At 56.2% G+C, this 18,481-nt stretch carries 22 protein-coding genes and 1 tRNA gene; 13 read left to right on the forward strand and 10 right to left on the reverse strand.

Annotated features, from left to right (window positions below):
• Positions 1-12 precede the first annotated feature (12 nt).
• From H8K04_10160 to ccsA, 7 genes are read right to left on the reverse strand one after another with little or no spacing between them, the layout of a single operon-like run.
• Positions 13-960: a bifunctional riboflavin kinase/FAD synthetase gene (locus H8K04_10160; GenBank protein ID UVT14232.1), complete on the reverse strand. Its 948-nt coding sequence runs from the start codon at positions 958-960 to the stop codon at positions 13-15.
• A gap of 6 nt (positions 961-966) precedes the next feature.
• Positions 967-1,938, reverse strand: a complete 972-nt coding sequence (hemB, locus tag H8K04_10165; GenBank protein ID UVT14233.1) for a porphobilinogen synthase — start codon at positions 1,936-1,938, stop codon at positions 967-969.
• 8 nt (positions 1,939-1,946) lie between these two features.
• Positions 1,947-2,339, reverse strand: a complete 393-nt coding sequence (locus tag H8K04_10170; protein UVT14234.1) for a CBS domain-containing protein — start codon at positions 2,337-2,339, stop codon at positions 1,947-1,949.
• A 46-nt stretch (positions 2,340-2,385) separates the two neighbouring features.
• A complete protein-coding gene (gene cobA, locus H8K04_10175; GenBank protein UVT14235.1) occupies positions 2,386-3,948 on the reverse strand; it encodes a uroporphyrinogen-III C-methyltransferase in 1,563 nt (520 codons plus the stop codon).
• Between the two features lie 5 nt (positions 3,949-3,953).
• Positions 3,954-4,901, reverse strand: coding sequence for a hydroxymethylbilane synthase (gene hemC / locus H8K04_10180; GenBank protein UVT14236.1), 948 nt, complete (start codon positions 4,899-4,901; stop codon positions 3,954-3,956).
• 29 nt (positions 4,902-4,930) lie between these two features.
• Positions 4,931-6,322, reverse strand: coding sequence for a glutamyl-tRNA reductase (locus tag H8K04_10185; GenBank protein ID UVT14237.1), 1,392 nt, complete (start codon positions 6,320-6,322; stop codon positions 4,931-4,933).
• Positions 6,323-6,340: 18 nt separating this feature from the next.
• Positions 6,341-7,144, reverse strand: coding sequence for a cytochrome c biogenesis protein CcsA (gene ccsA / locus H8K04_10190; GenBank protein UVT14238.1), 804 nt, complete (start codon positions 7,142-7,144; stop codon positions 6,341-6,343).
• A gap of 101 nt (positions 7,145-7,245) precedes the next feature.
• On the opposite strand from ccsA, the gene H8K04_10195 reads away from it, so the two are divergent.
• Positions 7,246-7,971 (forward strand): rRNA (cytidine-2'-O-)-methyltransferase, encoded by a 726-nt coding sequence (locus H8K04_10195; protein UVT14239.1) that lies wholly within the window; start codon positions 7,246-7,248, stop codon positions 7,969-7,971.
• Between the two features lie 2 nt (positions 7,972-7,973).
• Here the strand turns inward: H8K04_10195 and H8K04_10200 are convergent, their stop codons facing one another.
• From H8K04_10200 to H8K04_10210, 3 genes are all read right to left on the reverse strand, one after another.
• On the reverse strand, positions 7,974-8,234 hold the full coding sequence (locus H8K04_10200) for a sulfurtransferase TusA family protein (protein UVT14240.1): 261 nt from the start codon (positions 8,232-8,234) through the stop codon (positions 7,974-7,976).
• A gap of 135 nt (positions 8,235-8,369) precedes the next feature.
• Positions 8,370-9,134 carry a hypothetical protein gene (locus H8K04_10205; GenBank protein ID UVT14241.1) on the reverse strand — a complete coding sequence of 255 codons (765 nt, stop codon included), beginning with the start codon at positions 9,132-9,134 and terminating at the stop codon, positions 8,370-8,372.
• 267 nt (positions 9,135-9,401) lie between these two features.
• A tRNA-Leu gene (locus H8K04_10210) sits at positions 9,402-9,488 on the reverse strand.
• A gap of 161 nt (positions 9,489-9,649) precedes the next feature.
• Here H8K04_10210 and H8K04_10215 point away from each other — a divergent pair.
• The 12 genes from H8K04_10215 to alr all read left to right on the forward strand — a co-directional run bounded on the left by H8K04_10215 (position 9,650) and on the right by alr (position 18,467).
• A complete protein-coding gene (locus H8K04_10215; GenBank protein ID UVT14242.1) occupies positions 9,650-9,931 on the forward strand; it encodes a Fe(2+)-trafficking protein in 282 nt (93 codons plus the stop codon).
• Positions 9,932-10,079: 148 nt separating this feature from the next.
• Positions 10,080-10,535, forward strand: coding sequence for a bifunctional nuclease family protein (locus H8K04_10220; GenBank protein UVT14243.1), 456 nt, complete (start codon positions 10,080-10,082; stop codon positions 10,533-10,535).
• A gap of 16 nt (positions 10,536-10,551) precedes the next feature.
• Positions 10,552-11,040 carry a bifunctional nuclease family protein gene (locus H8K04_10225; GenBank protein UVT14244.1) on the forward strand — a complete coding sequence of 163 codons (489 nt, stop codon included), beginning with the start codon at positions 10,552-10,554 and terminating at the stop codon, positions 11,038-11,040.
• A gap of 44 nt (positions 11,041-11,084) precedes the next feature.
• Positions 11,085-11,513: a 50S ribosomal protein L13 gene (rplM, locus tag H8K04_10230; protein UVT14245.1), complete on the forward strand. Its 429-nt coding sequence runs from the start codon at positions 11,085-11,087 to the stop codon at positions 11,511-11,513.
• A 33-nt stretch (positions 11,514-11,546) separates the two neighbouring features.
• Entirely contained in the window at positions 11,547-11,939 is a 393-nt protein-coding gene (gene rpsI, locus H8K04_10235) for a 30S ribosomal protein S9 (protein ID UVT14246.1), read from the forward strand.
• A gap of 100 nt (positions 11,940-12,039) precedes the next feature.
• Complete coding sequence (locus H8K04_10240) at positions 12,040-13,092, forward strand: N-acetyl-gamma-glutamyl-phosphate reductase (GenBank protein ID UVT14247.1); 1,053 nt, start codon at positions 12,040-12,042, stop codon at positions 13,090-13,092.
• Between the two features lie 53 nt (positions 13,093-13,145).
• Positions 13,146-14,354, forward strand: a complete 1,209-nt coding sequence (argJ, locus tag H8K04_10245) for a bifunctional glutamate N-acetyltransferase/amino-acid acetyltransferase ArgJ (protein ID UVT14248.1) — start codon at positions 13,146-13,148, stop codon at positions 14,352-14,354.
• Positions 14,355-14,565: 211 nt separating this feature from the next.
• Positions 14,566-15,339 carry a 30S ribosomal protein S2 gene (gene rpsB, locus H8K04_10250; protein ID UVT14249.1) on the forward strand — a complete coding sequence of 258 codons (774 nt, stop codon included), beginning with the start codon at positions 14,566-14,568 and terminating at the stop codon, positions 15,337-15,339.
• Positions 15,340-15,401: 62 nt separating this feature from the next.
• Complete coding sequence (gene tsf, locus H8K04_10255) at positions 15,402-15,998, forward strand: translation elongation factor Ts (GenBank protein ID UVT14250.1); 597 nt, start codon at positions 15,402-15,404, stop codon at positions 15,996-15,998.
• Complete coding sequence (locus H8K04_10260; protein ID UVT14251.1) at positions 15,995-16,720, forward strand: UMP kinase; 726 nt, start codon at positions 15,995-15,997, stop codon at positions 16,718-16,720. Before tsf ends, H8K04_10260 begins: the two co-directional genes overlap by 4 nt.
• A 20-nt stretch (positions 16,721-16,740) precedes the next feature.
• Positions 16,741-17,304, forward strand: coding sequence for a ribosome recycling factor (gene frr / locus H8K04_10265; protein UVT14252.1), 564 nt, complete (start codon positions 16,741-16,743; stop codon positions 17,302-17,304).
• A gap of 29 nt (positions 17,305-17,333) precedes the next feature.
• Complete coding sequence (gene alr, locus H8K04_10270; protein ID UVT14253.1) at positions 17,334-18,467, forward strand: alanine racemase; 1,134 nt, start codon at positions 17,334-17,336, stop codon at positions 18,465-18,467.
• The last annotated feature ends 14 nt before the right edge of the window (positions 18,468-18,481 follow it).

Below are 18,481 nucleotides of genomic sequence, written 5' to 3' on the forward strand. Positions count from 1 at the left end.
GGGTGCAATGAGTCATCGACCTCCGATGGTTTGATGATGTTGACGCAGCATGCTCCTTGCTGACTCCGTGTCGGACGCAATCTGCCGGCTCAGAGCGTCTTCTCCGTCGAATCGAACGTCACCTCGAATACGCCCGATGAACTCAACAGTGAGCGATCGTCCATACAACTCATGCGTTCCGTCTAGGATCGATACTTCCAATAGACGCTCTCCTCCATCAAAGGTCGGTCTTGTCCCAATATACGCGACCGAATCGTGCCGCTCCTGATCGATGATCGTGATGGAGGCATAGATTCCGTCGGCAGGAGCCACGCGCTCCGGAGGCAGTCGAAGGTTCGCCGTTGGCCATCCCAGCGTCCGCCCCCTCCCTTCGCCGGGTAATACGACACCGCTGAGCGCATATTGGCGGCCAAGCAAAACAGCGGCTTGATCGACCTGTCCTTTAATAACGAGCTGTCTGATTCTTGTCGAGCTGACGACTCCTCCATCGATGGTCACAGGAGGCATGGGGTGGACGAGGAAATCAAGCCGTTCGCCGAGCGCGATCAAATCGCTGATGTTTCCCGCTCGCTTGTGTCCGAAGGCAAAGTGTTGTCCGACGAAGATCTCCTTCAATCCAAGCCCCTTGGATAGAATCCGTTCAGCAAACTCTTCCGGAGAAAGTGCGGCAAATGTTTGGGTGAACTCCAGGAAGACCACTTCATCGATTCCTGCTCGTTCAAAACGAGCGAGCTTCTCCTCCTTATCAGTCAAAAACCGTAGGTCAACATGAGGAGCCAGGATTTTCGCCGGGTGAGGATCGAAGGTCAGCACAACCGCCGTGCCCTGGGCTCGGCGCGCCGAATCGACCACTTGTTTCAAGAGAGTATGATGGCCGATGTGATGTCCGTCGAAGTTCCCGATGGTTCCCACGGGATACGGCCGCACCGTCTCGCCCGAATATCCACGGGTGACTTTCATCTTCGATCAATGAAGCAGCCTGACGGCGTCCTTCGCGAAATAAGACAGGATCAGGTCAGCTCCCGCCCGCTTGATCGCCAGCAACGACTCCATCATCGCGCGTGATTCGTCGAGCCAACCCGCCCTCGCGGCCGCTTTGATCATGCTGTACTCGCCGCTCACTTGATAAGCGGCGATCGGACGGAGCGTACGCGCGCGCGCGGCCGCGATGATGTCCAGATACGGCAACGCCGGCTTGACCATGACGATATCGGCACCCTCTTCGACGTCGAGATCGATCTCGATCATCGCCTCGCGCCCGTTTGCCGGGTCCATTTGATACGATTGCCGGTCTCCGAATTGAGGGCTGGAGAAGGCCGCGTCACGAAACGGGGCATAAAAACATGAGGAGAATTTGGCGGCATAGGCCATGATCGGCGTTTCGGAGAATCCCGACTGATCCAATTCGCGCCTGATGGCGGCAACACGACCATCCATCATATCCGATGGCGCCACCATGTCGGCTCCGGCTTCGGCATGCGTGCGGGCCATGGCGGTGAGACATTCGAGAGTCTCGTCGTTGAGAATTTTCCCTTCCCTGACGATCCCGCAGTGTCCATGGTTCGTATATTCGTCAATGCACACATCGGTAATGACCATCACCCCCGGCACCGCATGCTTGACCGCTCTGATCGCCCGCTGCACGATCCCGTCGGGGTCCCACCCCGAGCTGCCGCGCTCGTCTTTGTGCGCCGGAATACCGAATAAAATAATCGCCGGAATCCCCAAGGCGTGAATGTCGCCGGCTTCTTTGACCAGCAAATCGATCGACAGCCGGAATTGACCCGGCATCGACGCGATTTCCTCGCGGCGATCCTGGCCTTCGACCACAAACAGCGGATAGATGAAGTTTGCGGGAGAAAGTGTCGTCTCACACACCATTCGCCGCAGCGATGCATGTTGTCTCAGCCGCCGAAGTCGCTGAATAGGAAACGCCATAGCTCGCCTTACTTTCGCGGGAGGTTCGTCAAAAAGACGACGAGATCGCGAACAGAAATGATCCCGACCAGCTTCCCGTCGCGCGAGACGCCGAGATGGCGGAGATGGGATTGTGCCATCAAATCGTTGGCGTCGAGCAGCGTCTTGCTCTCTTCAATGGTCATGATCGGCGCCGACATGATTTGCTCGACCGTCGTCTTGGTGGCATCCGCTCCGGCCGCAACCACCCGGCGCATCATGTCCGTATCCGTTATGATTCCGATAATCTCGCGATCGTTGGTCACGAACAAACTGCCGATCCCGCGGTCGCGCATGATGCGGGCGGCCGTCTGTGTGTCCGTATCACGGGGCACCGTCACAAACTTTTCTCGCGGAATCATAAAGGATTTTACAGGAACCATTTCACCGTCCTCCTTTCACATGACAACCATACACGCCGCATCCTCGTTACTGCTGCAGCGCTCCCATGGGGGCTTCCTCGCGGCTACCGTAATGGTGGGCGATCGCGTCCACCAGAGCCGGAATCGTATTCTCTCTCGGCATGATCGAGACCGTCAAACCATATTCTTCCACTGTCTTGGCCGTGATGGGTCCGATACATGCGATCGCGACGGATCGCAAGAGCGGTTGGACGGGTTCGATACCGCCCAGCATGGCGACAAAATTGCGCACCGTGGAAGAGCTCGTGAACGTGACAATATGGATCCGCCGATCCATGAGCTCTTGGCGCCATCCTTCTGCATCCTGAGCGGGGACCAGCGTTCGATACACGGAAACGACATCGACGCGAGCGCCACAGTGACGAAGCTCGTCCGGCAAGAGTTCTCGGGCCACCTCCGCACGAGGAATCAGAACACGGACCCGCGACAGGTCTTCCTGCTTCAGGACTTCCAGTACGCCTTCTGCCTGATAGTCCGCCGGAACCACATCAGCTCTGAGACCGAACCGCTCCAGTTCTTGAGCCGTGCGGGGTCCGATACAGCAGAGCCGGCGGCCGGCCAGACAGCGTGAGTCCAGCCCTTGGGCCAACAGCCGAGTCATGAACCGGTCCACTCCGTTCACACTGGTGAAAATCACCCAATCGTACGTGCCGATCTCGGAAATGGCGCGATCGACCGCAGTCCATTCCGCCGGGTGGGCAATCGTGATGGTCGGGGCTTCGACCGGTTCTGCGCCATATCTGGCCAATCGGACGGCTAAGTCAACGGCCTGTTCCTTTGCCCGCGTCATCAAGACTCGTTTTCCGAACAGCGGCCGCTGCTCAAACCAGTTCAGCTGCGTCCTCAGCCGGACCACTTCACCTACCACGATGACGGTCGGTGGTTCCATGTGTGCCGACTCGGCTTTTTCGGTGATGTCGGCCAACGTGCCGACGAGCGTGTGCTGTACAGCCCTCGTTCCCCAGCGAATGATCGCGACGGGGGTGGATGCCGGCCGCCCTTCCGCCATCAAATTGGTCACAATCCCAGGAAGATTTTTCATGCCCATCAGAAAGACGAGTGTGCCCTGGCTCGTCGCAAGCCGCGGCCATTCCAAAGCCGTCGACGGTTTCTCGGGATCTTCGTGCCCGGTGACGATCGTCAGCGTGGAGGCCAAGGTTCGGTGCGTGACGGGAATACCGGCATAGGCAGGCACCGCGACTGCGGCGGTGACTCCTGGGACGACTTCAAATTCAACTCCCGCTGACGCCAGAGCTTCCGCTTCTTCCCCTCCCCGTCCGAAGACAAACGGATCTCCTCCTTTCAATCGCACGACCACGTTCCCGGCCCGTGCGCGTTCAACGAGAAGGCGATTGATGGATTCTTGTTCCGGATATTTCCCTCTGCCGCGCCGGCCGACATACACTCGTTCGGCGTGATCCTGGACGTGCGCCAGCAGCGCGGGGTTCGCAAGATAATCGTACAGAACCACGTCGGCCAGTTCGAGACACTCTTTTCCACGAAGCGTCAGAAGTCCCGGATCTCCGGGACCGGCGCCGACCAAATACACCTTGCCTTTGGTTCGCTGCATCGTGATCACGCCGACCCGTAAATTTCACGGAGGATCTTGTCTCCCCCCCGCGTCAACAGTCGTTCGGCCAAGCGCACGCCCAGAGCATGCGCCTGCTGGCGCACGCCTTCGATTTGTTCGCGAATGATGGTCTTGCCGTCGACACTGGCGACCAGTCCATCCAATACCAGTCGTTCACCGGACAATATGGCATGCGCGGCGATCGGCACCTGACAGCCCCCCTCCAGACGATGCAGAAAGGCGCGCTCGGCCGTCACGGTCGTATGGGTGGGCTCATCATTGAGTCGCAACAAAATGGAACGAACGAATTGATCATTGGTCCGACCTTCGATCCCCAGCGCTCCTTGTCCGATCGCCGGCAAACTGAGGATGGGTGGAAGATATTCCGTGATACTCTGAGACCACGCCAACCGATGCAGACCCGCGGCCGCCAACACGATGGCGTCGAACTGTCCCTCTTTGAGTTTTCTCAGCCGTGTATCCAGGTTGCCGCGCAGCATCGTAATCTTCAGATCCGGCCTGGCGTGTAACAACTGGGCCTGGCGTCGGAGACTGGCCGTTCCGACCGTCGCCCCCAAGGGAAGAGTACTGAATGAGTGCCCTTCCCGGCTGATCAAGGCATCGCGCGCATCTTCGCGTGGAGGGACGCAGAGAATCTCGAGCCCGTCGGGCAGCTGCGCGGGAACGTCTTTCATGCTGTGAACGGCAAAATCGATTTCACCGGTGAGCAACGCATCTTCGATTTCTTTGACGAACAGGCCCTTCCCCCCGATTTTCGCCAATGGCACGTCGACGATCTTGTCACCGGACGTCTGAATCTTTCGCAGCATGACACGGATTTCCGGCGCGACCTCCTGAATTTTGGATTGAAACCATTCGCTTTGACATAGCGCCAACTTGCTCCCGCGCGTTCCAAGCACCAGGGTTGAGCGTTGACCGTTCTCCGTCGACACGAGAGGCTCCTTTTCCTTTCACCCGCGGATCAGCGGGCTCGCTTGTGAATGGTCGTTTCCCGAGCCGGATCCTCAGCTTCCAATTCCGCTGGACTTTCGGTGAGGCAACGCGGCGGCTCCGTATAGTTTTCGGTTTGCGGGATGGAAGAGGTAGGCCTGTCGAGGTGAAAAAATCGGCGCGCGGCCTCCACGAATGCGGGCCCGTTCGAAGAATTGACTTCGGTCTTGAGCGTCACCATCGTGCGATGGATCAATTTATTCACGATCGACGAGGCCAGACCTTCGACCAGTTCGCGGTCTTGCGGTGAGAGATGCCCCAATCGGCCCAGCGCCTTTTCTAGTTCCACCCGCTTGATGTCCTCAACCCGGCTCCGGAGGGCGACGATCGTCGGCGTGACCTCCAAGGATTTCATCCAGTCAAGCATGGTGGTCACTTCTTCGAGCACCATGCTCTCGGCCTTTTCGGCCTCCTTGACCCGCTCGGATCGGTTCTGTTCGACTCGATGTTTCAGGTCGTCAATGTCGAAGAGAAACGCGTTGTCGACGTGGCGGACGGACGGATCGATGTTCCGAGGGACGGAAATATCGATCAGAAACATGGGGCGGTTCATTCGTTCGTTGACCGCCCGTTGCACGTCCTCGGCGCCGACAATATAGTGCGCCGCGCCGGTTGAGACCAAGACGATGTCGGCCGAAGCCATGTCGGCCTTGAACTGATCGAACGGAACCGGCGTCCCGCCGAATTTGGCGGCGAGATCGACGGCATGTTGCGCGGTCCTCGTCGTGATGCGTACGTGGCCCACTCCATTCGCGATCAAATGCCGAGCCGCCAACTTGGCCATTTCACCCGCGCCGACCAGCAACACCGTCTTCTCGTGAAGATCGGAGAAAATTTTCTTCGCCAACTCGACCGCCGCATAGCTGACTGAAACCGCCATTTCAGAAATCTTGGTCTCGGTCCGCACACGCTTGGCGACCGAGATGGCCTTCTTGACGACCTTATTCATGATCACGCCGGTCGTCTTGTGCGCCAGCGCGACTTCAAATGCATCCTTGAGTTGTCCCAGGATTTGCGACTCTCCGATAATCATCGAGTCGAGACTGGCGGCCACCCTGAACATATGGGCGATCGCCCGGTCTCCGGTATGCCAGTACAGATGGGGCGTCAGTTGTTCGGAAGAAAGCGAGAGATGCGTGTCGGCAAGAAACTCTTGGATGCGCCCATATCCGGCTTCGATGTCGTCGACAACCGAATAGACCTCCACCCGATTGCAGGTCGAAAGCAGGACGCCCTCTTTTACCCCGGGATACGAACAGAGTCTGGTGAGGGCTTCGCCGAGACGACTTTCTGGAACAGCCAGTCGCTCCCGGATCTCGACCGGGGCCGTCTTGTGGCTCAACCCAACGACGATCAGATGCATAGGACCATCAACCGCATGTTACGACAACGCACCATGCCCCTTCAGCACCACACCCACCAAGGTAAGAATCACACAGGCAAATCCGATGACCGTGAGATAGGCCGCGCGTTTGGCTCTCCACCCTATCGTCAACCGCCCCAGCAACACGACAAAATAAAAGAGCCATGTGACGAGCGCCCAGGTTTGTTCAGGATTCCAACTGACATAGGACCCTCGCGCAAAGTCGGCTGAGATCGCTCCCGTCACGATGCCCAATGTGAGCAACGGAAACCCCAATACAATGGACTGTTGATTGAGGTGATCGAGAAAATCGAGCGCAGGGAGCTTGCTGTAAAGAACATTGAACCGTTTCGACTTGAGGAGTCGATCCTGAATCAGGTACATCACACCCGCAACAAACGCGACGGTAAAGCCCACCGTGCCCAACATGCTGAGCGTGACATGAAACCATAAGGTTTTGAGTACAGGCTGAAGTGTGGGCACTGTTTCAGGAAGAGCCGCGGCGGAGATCAAGGAGACGAGGGCCAAGGGCACCATGAACGACCCAAGCACATGAATTTGATGTCGAAACTCGACGACCAGCAAGACAAGAATGATCATCCACGAGAAAAACGAAAGGGCATCGGAAAAACTGGGGGGCGAGGATGATGAGACGCCGGCCATTCGAATGATGAGGGCGATCGTATGGAAACCGAACCCGGCGGCCGTCACACCCAACGATACCTTTGACAAGGCTTCTGAGCGCCGCAGCGAATACGAAAGAAACGACACCGTGCCCACGATATACAGGACGATGGTGATCATGAAGCAAACGGCTGCCATCGGGATTTTCCCTATGGGACGCGGAATGTTACTGCCAACGGGATAAGTTAGAAATTATATCGATGCGGACCAAACGGAGTCAACAAAACGTAGGAGCTGCAATGACTTCGGATGCTCAGCCGCAACAGAGCGGCACCCTCTATGTCGTGGCCGTCCCCATCGGACATCCCGATGATGTGACCGTGCGTGCCCTGCAGGTACTTGAGAAAGTAGACGTGATCGCCTCTGAAGATCCGAAAGCAACACAACGATTCCTCACGCATCATGCTATTCAGACCACGGTGACCAGCTACGGACCCAGCAATCTCAAAGAAAAAGTTGGGGTGCTTCTGCAACGATTACAAGGCGGTATGGATATTGCGCTTGTCTCGGATTGTGGATCTCCCATCATTGCTGACCCTGGGCATCTCCTTGTGGCGGCGGCTCATGCACATCGAATCCCTGTGGTCCCCGTCCCCGGTCCTTCCGTCATTGTTGCGGCACTCACGATCGCAGGCTTCCCCTGCGACGCGTTTCATTTTCTCGGGCATCTTCCAAGGACCCCCTCACGTATTCGCCCATGGCTGACCGATTCCTTGAAGAGAAAGGTTCCAACGGTCGCGTTCGGTACCGTGGCATCGGTCGCACATGCCCTGGCGACACTGAGCGCCATCGCTCCTCGACACCTGGTGATTGTCGCATGCGACTTGACGACACCGGATGAGCTCATCATTCGCGGCACGGCGCGTCAGGTTCATCGGGAGTTGCGCCGGATCAGCGGGAGAGATATCACGCTTGTGCTTGCCGGAATCGGCGGGAGAAAACCGAATGACCGAGGCCTGTCGTGAATTCAGTCGTTTTCTGCTCGACGGATCAAAACCCGATATGCCTGGTCGACCCGTTCCTTCGATAACACGGTATGGCCTTCATTCTCGACGCTCCGAGGCACGTTGCGGATAGGGTCTCCATCATCGAGAAGGACCGACAGCACCTGCCCTTCCTTCAAGGTCTCGAGTTTCAGCTTTGTCTTCACAAAATTATAGGGACAAACGACCCCGCGAAGATCCAATTCAATGTCGGAGCTCTCGGACGGAGGCTGATGCTCAGTCATATGTATATCAACTCCGTGCGATCGGGTTCAGGTACATTCGCATGACCGTCAAGAGTGAAATTTTAGCATACGGCGAAGTCCCAAAAAAAAGGGGCAGCCAAGGCTGCCCCTTTCATAACATCGAGTCTTAAAGCCTCAGTTGAATCCCTTCACCAAATTCGGCTTGGCCGCATCAGTCCCGTAATCAGACTTGTTGGGAACCTTTGTTTCCGGCGCCACGGTCTGATATCCCCATCCCGGTTGAGGTTCGCAATTCCAACATGGAGCCGAACCGGTGAACTCGCCGATGGTGGTGTCTATGGTTCCGGTGATCTTGCCGGGCAGCACGGATCCCGCCACTCCGCCGGTCGTACTGCCGCTGCTGGTCTCGATCGCGCGTTCAGTCGAAGGATTTGGACGCTGACCCAACCCGCCGAATCCTGCAAGCTTTTCATTACCACGCAGCAAGTAGACCTCGCGAACAATCTTCCGGCCGATGCCATACTGCTGATTGGGTGTAACCGCTTCTATCACCTGGAGAGAGATATCATCCCCGCTGTTCAAGACCTTGAGCTGGTCCATGCTGGTCCTCTCATCAAAGTAGACCGTCATGGAACTCATGGTACCTGACCCAGCACGACCTTCGTCATGGGAGCTTCCACCGGATTCCAGGAGCAGTTTTCCCGCAGGAAAATCAATGGCCAGGACGCGTCCATAGATCGTCTCTGGGAGAGACAGGCGATCGAGGAATGCATTACGATCATACGCCTGGACGCGATTGGCGTTCCCGGACACATCACCGACCCCGGTACCCACGCCCATCGCAGACCCACCCGATTGCTGTAGCCGCTCTTGAGCCACTGCAACATTCATAGAGCCGACACAAAGTATCGCGGCCCCTAGTGCCAACACTTTACGCATGTGCTGCCTCCTTAATGAGTTGAACAGGTGACGCTGTTGGAAGATTTCGAACGATCATGCTTTAGAATTTGGATGTATCTTGGCTGATTGTGATCTCTACGATGGCATCAGTTATACACCATTGAGAAATATAGGAGAAATTAGGCTAATGGCACGGCGCTGTCAAGGGGTGTTTGCATCGTAAAGTTTGCAGCTCCACCAGAGCCTCACCGATCACGACTCGATGGCATCGTTCAAGCCATGAGCCAGGTCGACTTGACGTGGAATTGGTGCCCAGAGGGAGGGTCGAACTCCCACTCTCTTGCGAGAACCGGATTTTGAGTCCGGCGCGTCTGCCAGTTCCGCCATCCGGGCAAAGCCATCCACGGGTCGGCTTGTGGAGCGCCTTTTCTAGCATGTCGTCAGAACGGGGTCAATTGCGCGATCCTGTCTTTCTTTGGTTCCAACAGTTCTGCTAGAATAAAAATTCGGTTAGTGATGGTTGAATCGTAACTTGACAAAGGAGCACGGTGGTTATGGCGGAGTTATCGTGTGTGACATGCGGGCAAACCGGCGAGGCGATTACGGCTCCCCTATTTCTCGGCAAGCTTGAATCAGAGGTCAAGAGCAAGGTCTGTATAAACTGCTGGAAAAAGTGGGAAGGCATGCGCGTGATGGTCATCAATGAATATCAAGTCAACCTCGGTGATGAGAGCGGTCGTGAACTCGTTCGCAAACAGATGAAGGCCTTCCTGAAACTAGGGGAACAGGTTGACTCATCAAAGGTCGCAGAGAATTATCGCCCGCCAAGCAACTGAAATAGACGTTCCATTCAAGAAGCGCGCTGGGAGACCAACCTGTAAGTTTTCTCTGCATTGTCGCTGAGTTCGTTGACATCATGAATTCGAAAGTGTTACGGTGGGCTGCTATCCGTTACGTAGAACTGTGTGGTGAACAGGTGGGCGGATGATTACGCAGATGCAGGTCAAGGGGCTCATGTTCGACCCCTACAACAATGCGTATATCGTCATTCTTCGGGACGATGAGCAAGCGGAAATGCTTCCTATCTGGGTTGGAAAATCCGAAGCCAGTTCGATCAGCCTGGCGCTCGAAAATGTCGCCCCGCCTCGCCCGATGACCCATGACTTCATGAAGTCGTATCTGGACGCATTTAACGCCAAGATCATCAGTGTGGTCATTACAGATCTGAGCGAGAACACGTACTTTGCCAAAGTGCATTTGACCTATGCAGATTCCGAATATACCGTCGATTCCCGTCCGAGTGACGCCATCGCCCTTGCGCTCAGGACCCAAGCTCCCATTTTTGCGAGCGAGTCCGTGATTCGAAAACAGAGCTCGGAAGAACTCGATCAGTGGTTGGAGAATCTCAAACCCGAGGACTTTGGAAAGCTGGATTCTTGACGGATCGCCTGGTTTTATGGAAGAACACTCGCCTCAATCGCCGGAGCCGTTGATTCAGCTCACCGTCAATCGCGTCGTTGAAGACTCGAATACGGACACGCGGATCGTCGTGTTGGCCCGAGCGGACGGCGGATCGGAACAGTTCATGGTATGGGTCGGAGCTTCCGAGGGTGAAGCGATCAGGCGCGCGTTGGATACATCGATGACCCCACGACCCATGAGCCACGATTTAATCAAAAGTTTCGGAGAACATCTGGGCATCAAGACGGAGCGAGTGGTTCTGACGGATGTGAAGAGCAGCACCTACTATGCGACCGTCTTCCTCGCAAACAAAGGAGTCGCACGAACGATCGACTCTCGGCCGAGTGATGCCATCGCCTTGGCCCTGCGATGCCAAGCACCTATTTATGTCACTCAGGATGTATGGAAAAGGCGAAGCGGCCAAAATCTCGATGCCTGGTTGTCGAGGCTGGAAACGAAGAATATCGGTGCTGGGGAAGTCTAACTCCTTCTTAATGTTGCAACGTTAACGCAGTGGAGAAGAAAAAGATGATGACGTACTTGGAAAAACCGACAGAGGTGAAAGAAACATGGCATCTTGTGGATGCCGAAGGGAAAACCCTGGGCCGGCTGGCCGCAAGGGTGGCGAGTGTCTTACGGGGGAAGCATCGGCCGACATTCACCCCGAATGTCGATCTGGGTGATCATGTGGTCATCGTGAATGCGGAGAAGATCCAGTTGACCGGCGGAAAGATGGAAACCAAACTGTACCGCCGTCACACGGGATATCCAGGGGGTCTTAAGACCGCTTCCGCCGAGCACCTGTTTCGAAAAGACCCTACACAACTCCTGACCAAAGCGATCAAGGGTATGCTTCCCAAAACGCCGCTTGGCAATGGTATGGCGCGAAAACTCCGTGTCTATGTCGGACCTGACCATCCGCATCAGGCGCAGCGTCCTGAGCCTATTGCTCTCTAGAGATTCATTTCATAACAGAAGGAGACGAGTCGCATGGCAGTGGTGACACAATACGCAACAGGACGGAGAAAGTGTGCAATCGCCAGAGCCTGGGTAACGGGAACCGCGGGCGACATCATTGTGAACGATAAGCCGTTGGAAAAGGCGTTTCCTCGTCTTACCCTTCGGCAAATCATCCAGCTGCCGCTTGAAATGGCCGGTCTCATGGGCAAATACTCGATCAGCGCCACAGTCTATGGAGGCGGACCGACCGGACAAGCCGGTGCGCTCCGTCATGCCATCGCGCGAGCCCTCGTTGCGATGACCCCCTCGACACGCAGCCCATTGAAAAAGGAAGGGCTGCTCACTCGTGACTCACGGGTGAAGGAACGCAAGAAGTACGGGCAGAAAGGCGCCCGAAAGCGATTCCAGTACTCCAAGCGCTAGGCACAGGAGCCAACGTTCCAAAAGGGGAAGGCTCCATGCCTTCCCCTTTTTTGTGTCTTCGTCAGATGGGTGGGCGTCGGTTCTCGCTGGATTCTAACTGATGACCAAGAAATTCCGAATCGCCATTGCGGGTGCCAGTGGATATGCCGGCGCAGAGCTTGTTCGGCTCGCTGCAGGCCATCCCTATTTTACGATCACCGCAGTAACCTCTGAAAAGTCGGCGGGACAGTTGATCTCCTCGGTCTTCCCCAGCCTGAAGGGAATCGTGGAGCATCGATTCGAAGCCATGGAGCCGGCAGCGTTGGCGGAGCGAGCGGACGCCATTTTTCTCGCGCTTCCCCACACCAAATCTCAGGACGCCGTGGCAATCTGTCTCAAGGCCGGCAAACTGGTCGTTGACCTCAGCGCGGACTATCGGCTGAAGGACGTCGGCACCTATGAAAAGTGGTATCAGACTTCGCATGCGCACCCGCAGCTGTTGCTGGAAGCGGTTTATGGCTTGCCGGAACTCCATCGCGCCGCAATCACCACGGCGAAGTTGGTCGCCTCGCCGGGATGTTATCCCACGGCGGCGGTCTTACAATTGGCGCCTCTCTTTGCCAAAGGACTCGTGCAGCCCGGGACGGTGGTGATCGATGCCAAATCCGGCGTGTCGGGCGCCGGTCGGAGTCCAGCCCTTGCCTATCATTTCCCCGAAGCGCATGAATCATTGGAGCCGTATAAGATCGGGCAGCATCGTCATATTCCTGAAATCGAACAAGAACTTTCCGGATTTAAGGATATGGCCGAATCCGTAACCGTGACATTCACGCCTCATCTCGTGCCGATGAATCGCGGCATCCTGAGTACGGCCTATTGCACGTTGGCGGAGCCGATGGACCTTTCAGATCTTCGGAATCTCTACCGAGAGTTTTATAAAGGCGAACGGTTCGTCCGGTTCTACGAAGACGGTGTTCCCAATCCGCGCTATATCAAGGGGACGAACTACTGCGACATCGGTGTCTACACAGACGGGCGGGCCGGACGGGTCATAACCGTCGCTGCCGTCGACAATCTGGTCAAAGGAGCCGCCGGTCAAGCCATTCAAGCCATGAATCTAATGCTGGGCATTCCTGAAGACACCGGCCTTACGGCGCCGGGCAGTTATCCCTAGTCGCAAGGCCCCGACGATCGCCGCCCTGAGCCCGCAACTCTAACTAAGAAATTATGATGAGACAAAAGCGCGTGGGTGTTACAGCACCGCTGGGATTCCGAGCAACCGGTATGCATTGCGGGATCAAAAAGCCGGAGCTGCTCGATCTAGCCCTGTGCGTGTCCGATGTCAGCGGACCGATCGCCGGAGTCTTTACGAAGAATCGAGTCGCTGCCGCCCCGGTTCTCGTGGACCGACGCCATCTTCGGTCTCATCATGGACGGGCTATCATCGTCAACAGCGGCAATGCCAATGCGTGCACAGGAGAACAAGGATTGGTCGCGGCACAAGCCATGGCCGCAGCGGTGGCGCAGCAGCTTCGCACTCCGATTCAGCAGGTGTTTGTGGGGTCAACCGGCGTCATCGGTCGAGCGCTGCCGATCGATCGCATCACGGCGGCCATTCCGACCCTGATTTCACGCCTCAGTGTCCAGGGAGGCGGCCAAGCCGCTCAAGCGATTCTGACCACGGACTTGCGACCGAAAACGGTCGCTCTCCAATCCAAAATAGGCGGTCGCGTAATCACCATCGGGGGCATGGCCAAAGGTTCGGGAATGATCCATCCGAATATGGCGACCATGCTCGCCTATTTGACGACCGATGCGGCCATTGCTCCGCTCGCACTCCAGCGGGTGCTGAAATCCGCCGTCGATCAATCGTTCAACTGCATTACCGTGGACGGTGATACCAGCACGAACGACACCGTCCTCTGTCTAGCGAACGGTCTCGCCGGAAATCGGGCTCTCCAACCAGGTACCCGACCCTATCGCGACTTCGAACGCCTCTTAACCGAAGCCGCACAGACGTTGGCTCTCATGATTTGCCGTGATGGAGAAGGGGGCACCAAAGTCGTGAAGATTCTGGTTGAAGGAGCCTCAACGGCGGCGTCGGCGAAACGGGTGGCCGAAACCATTGCGACATCCAATCTGGTCAAAACGGCCATGTTCGGCGAGGACGCGAATTGGGGAAGAGTCATGGCGGCCCTCGGCCGATCCGGTATTGCAATCGACCCGGGCAAAGTCACGGTACGCTTTGACGATGTCGTGATGGTGAAACGAGGGGTCGGACTGGGGCTTGAAGCCGAGAGCAAGATCGCTCAAGTCTTCAAGCGGAAAGAGTTTACCGTCGCCGTCCATCTCGGGCAGGGCCCAGCCTGCGCGCACATGTGGACCACGGATCTTTCGTATGATTATGTCCGCATTAATGCAAGTTATCGATCGTAGGTCGAAAGATGCTTTGCAGCTTGAAACCTCTGCGGGACTATGGTAGCGTCCCCGGTCTGGGTCTGACAGGGGCCGATTCGCGGTAAATGGAACCGGTCCATTTCAATAAAATCACTATCAGCGTTAGGCACGCTGCACAGCTTGAGAATAAGGGAAGCGATTCCCTCGCCCTGATATTGGGCGCTCTGCAAGCTTGAAGGGAGGTGAAGGCATGGGAGTGGTGGCAATCAAAGAATTGTTGGAAGCCGGCGTTCATTTCGGGCACCAGACGAACCGCTGGAATCCCAAGATGAAAAAGTTTCTGTTCGGCGAGCGGAACGGGATCTATATCATCGATCTGCAACAAACCCTCGCACGGATGGAGCAAACCTATGCCTTCGTCCGAGATCTTGTCACAGCCGGAGAATCGATCCTGTTCGTCGGGACGAAGCGGCAGGCGGCGGAAATACTCGAAGAAGAAGCCAAGCGAGCCAATATGTTTTTCGTCAACCAGCGATGGCTGGGTGGGATGTTGACCAACTTCCAAACCATTCGACGCAGTATCGATAAGATGAAGAAGATGGAGACCACCCTCCTCAACCCCAGCGAGCACGGCCTCAAAAAGAAAGAAATCCTTCTTATGCAGAAGGATATCGCCAAGCTCCAAAAGTACTTGTCCGGGATCAAGAACATGCGCGGCCTTCCTGGCGCGGTGTTCATTCTCGATACAAGAATCGAGAAGATTGCCGTTCAGGAAGCGAAACGGCTCGATATCCCGGTCATCGCCATCTTGGACAGCAATTGCGACCCTGATGACATCACCTACCCGATTCCCGGAAATGACGACGCTATTCGCTCGATCAAGCTGATTACGTCCAAGATCGCGGATGCGTGCATTGAAGGCGCGCATGTGAGAGTCCAGCGCGAAGAAGCCGAGTTTCAATCGGCTCCCGCCGGCGGGGAAAAGAAACCAGGGATGCGCGTCGAAAGCGTTCCGGTTTCGTAAGGTCGTACGATCGATTCCATCAATGGCCCATCCTCATCGAACGTGTGAAGGAATAACGAATCATGGCAGGATCCAGTCAGCTCGTGAAAGAACTTCGGGAAAAGACAGGGGCAGGCATTCTGGATTGTCAGAAGGCCCTCACCGAAAACGGTGACGACGTCGAAAAGGCCGTCGACTATCTGCGGCAGAAAGGACTCGCGGCGGCGGCCAAGAAAGCCGGGCGCGAAACCAATCAAGGGCTGATTCATTCCTACATTCACATGGGTGGAAAGATCGGCGTCTTGGTCGAGGTCAATTGTGAGACCGATTTCGTCGCGCGCAACGAAGAATTCAAAGCGTTCGTCAACGATCTCGCTCTTCAGATCGCCGCCGCAAAGCCTTCATTCGTCAAGCGCGAAGATGTTTCGCCTGCGGTCGTCGAGAAGGAGAAATCGATCTACGAGGGACAGGCCAAGGAAATGGGCAAGCCTCCCGCCGCATGGCCAAAAATCATCGAAGGGAAACTCGAAAAGTTCTACCAGGAAAACTGCCTGCTGGAGCAGTCCTTCATCAAGGATCCGGCCATCACCATCAAGGATCTGCTCGCCCAAAAGATCGCCAAGATCGGCGAGAATATGATTATCCGCCGGTTCACCCGTTATCAGTTAGGCGAAGCATGAGCTCAGCGAAATACCGCCGCCTCCTTCTGAAGGTCAGTGGGGAGATGCTGGCCGGTGAGCAGGGCTACGGCATCCAACCGTCTATTCTTGAAAACCTTGCCGAGGAGATCGCCTCCGTAGTCGCCCTTGAAATTCAAGTCGCCATCGTCATCGGCGGCGGCAATATTTTTCGCGGGATCGCGGCAAGCGCCGCCGGAATGGAACGGGCGTCCGCCGACTATATGGGGATGCTGGCGACGGTGCTCAACGCCCTGGCCCTCCAAAACGCGCTGGAACGGGCAGGGATCATCACCCGTGTTCAATCCGCCATCGAGATGCGCCAACTGGCCGAGGGCTACATCCGCCGAAGGGCCATCCGTCATCTCGAGAAGAACCGCGTGGTCATCTTCGCCGGCGGAACGGGAAACCCCTATTTTTCAACCGACACCGCCGCCGTGCTGCGCGCGATGGAGATCAGCGCCCAAGTGATCATGAAAGGCACGAAGGTGGACGGAATCTATGACGCCGATCCTGTCAACAACCCCACGGCGAAGAAGTATGAGAAGATTTCATTCTTGTCCATCCTGAATCAGAATCTCAAGGTCATGGATTCTACGGCCATCAGTCTATGTATGGATAATAAATTGCCTCTCACCGTGTTCAATTTGAAAGTGAAAGGCAACTTTAAACGTGTGGCTATGGGTGAGCCGATCGGTACGTTGGTGACGCTCGGCGATCACTGACCCTATCACGAGGTGCTCTCATGTCCAATGCAGCCCCGGTTCGACAATCATTCATCGCCCGCATGGATCAAGCTCTCGAGCATCTGCGCAAAGATTTGTCCGGCCTTCGCACCGGAAGAGCTTCCGTAGCCCTCTTCGACGGAGTCCGCGTCGATTATTACGGCACCATGACCCCGCTGAAGCAGGTTGCCAACATCGCCACCCCGGAAGCACGGCTGGTCACCATTCAACCCTGGGAACCGAAGCTGATCAAGGAAATCGAGAAGGCCATATCCTCTTCCGGATTGGGTGTCACGCCGTCGAACGACGGGAAGTTGATTCGCGTCCCACTCCCACCGCTGACGGAAGAGCGCCGCAAAGAGTTGACCAAGGTGTGCAAGAAGCACGGCGAAGAAACGAAGGTACAGATCAGGAGCTTCCGGCGGGAAGCGAACGAAGAGTTGAAGAAACTCCAAAAGGATGCGAAGCTTACCGAGGACGAACTGCGCAAAGCCGAGCAGGACACTCAAAAGCTGATCGAGCAATACGGGCAAAAGATCGACGACGTGATCAAGAAAAAGGAACAGGAAATCATGGAAGTCTGAGTCCGGCTTCCTGATTCTCTCTTCATCGCGTGCCGATTCCATCGACTTTCCAACCGACCGTTGCCACCATTGATCTGACGGCACTGGCCCATAACCTTTCTCAATTTCGACGGATTCTTTCTCCCGGATGCAATGTCCTGGCGGTCGTCAAGGCGAATGCCTATGGCCATGGGGCGATTGAAGCGGCACACACGTTGATCCGGCATGGCGTCACTCGCCTTGCGGTCTTCTCAACCGACGAGGGAATCGAGCTTCGGCAGGCCGGCATCAATGTGTCGATCGTCGTTCTAGGCCCGGTTTTTAAAGAGCAATTTGGGGACCTCTTTGCCCATCAACTCACTCCGGTGGTGAGCGATCTTTCCATGCTCATGGCATTCGGCCACGCTGCGGCTGCCCGTGCCGTCCCCTACCCGATCCATCTCAAGATCGAGACCGGCATGGGTCGGTTGGGGCTGACGCAGGACGAACTGGACACCCTGATCAGCGCCCGTCAGGTCCCCGCTTCTCTACAACTGGAAGGATTGATGTCTCATCTGGCCGATAGCGACGGTCTCGTTCCGGATGCGACCGAGGAACAGATCAGCCGCTTTAGCCGAGCTCTGAAGGTCGTGGTCGGGGCAGGGTTCCGCGTTCCCCTCATCCATGTATCCAATAGCTGTGGAGCCGTCCGTTTTCCATCAGCCCACTTTACCCTCGTTCGTCCCGGTATCATGCTCTATGGATATCATACTCTTCCCCGTTCCGTTCAGGCTCCCGACCTCAAACCCGTTCTCTCACTCAGAACCTGTATCGCACAGATCCGAACCATCCCGCCGGGAGGAACGGTCAGTTACAATCGGACCTTCACTGCAAAGAAAGTCACCCGAGTGGCCGTCCTTCCCATTGGCTACGCCGACGGGATCAGCCGCCATCTCTCGAATCGAGGCCATGTGCTTATCCGAGGACAGCGGGCTTCCATCGTGGGATTGGTCTGCATGGATATGGTGATGGTGGATGTCACGACCATCCTGAGCGCCGCCGTCGGGGATGAAGTAGTACTGATTGGGCGACAGGAGAACGAGCGGATCACAGCCGGTGATATTGCGGAATGGACCGGAACGATCCCCTACGAAGTGCTGTGTGCGATGAGTCCGAAGATTCCACGAATCTACCTCTCCTCTTAGATCCTTTTCTCACA

Origin of the sequence: Nitrospira sp., assembly GCA_024760525.1 — a bacterium.
In the GTDB taxonomy this organism is placed as follows: Bacteria; Nitrospirota; Nitrospiria; order Nitrospirales; family Nitrospiraceae; genus Nitrospira_D.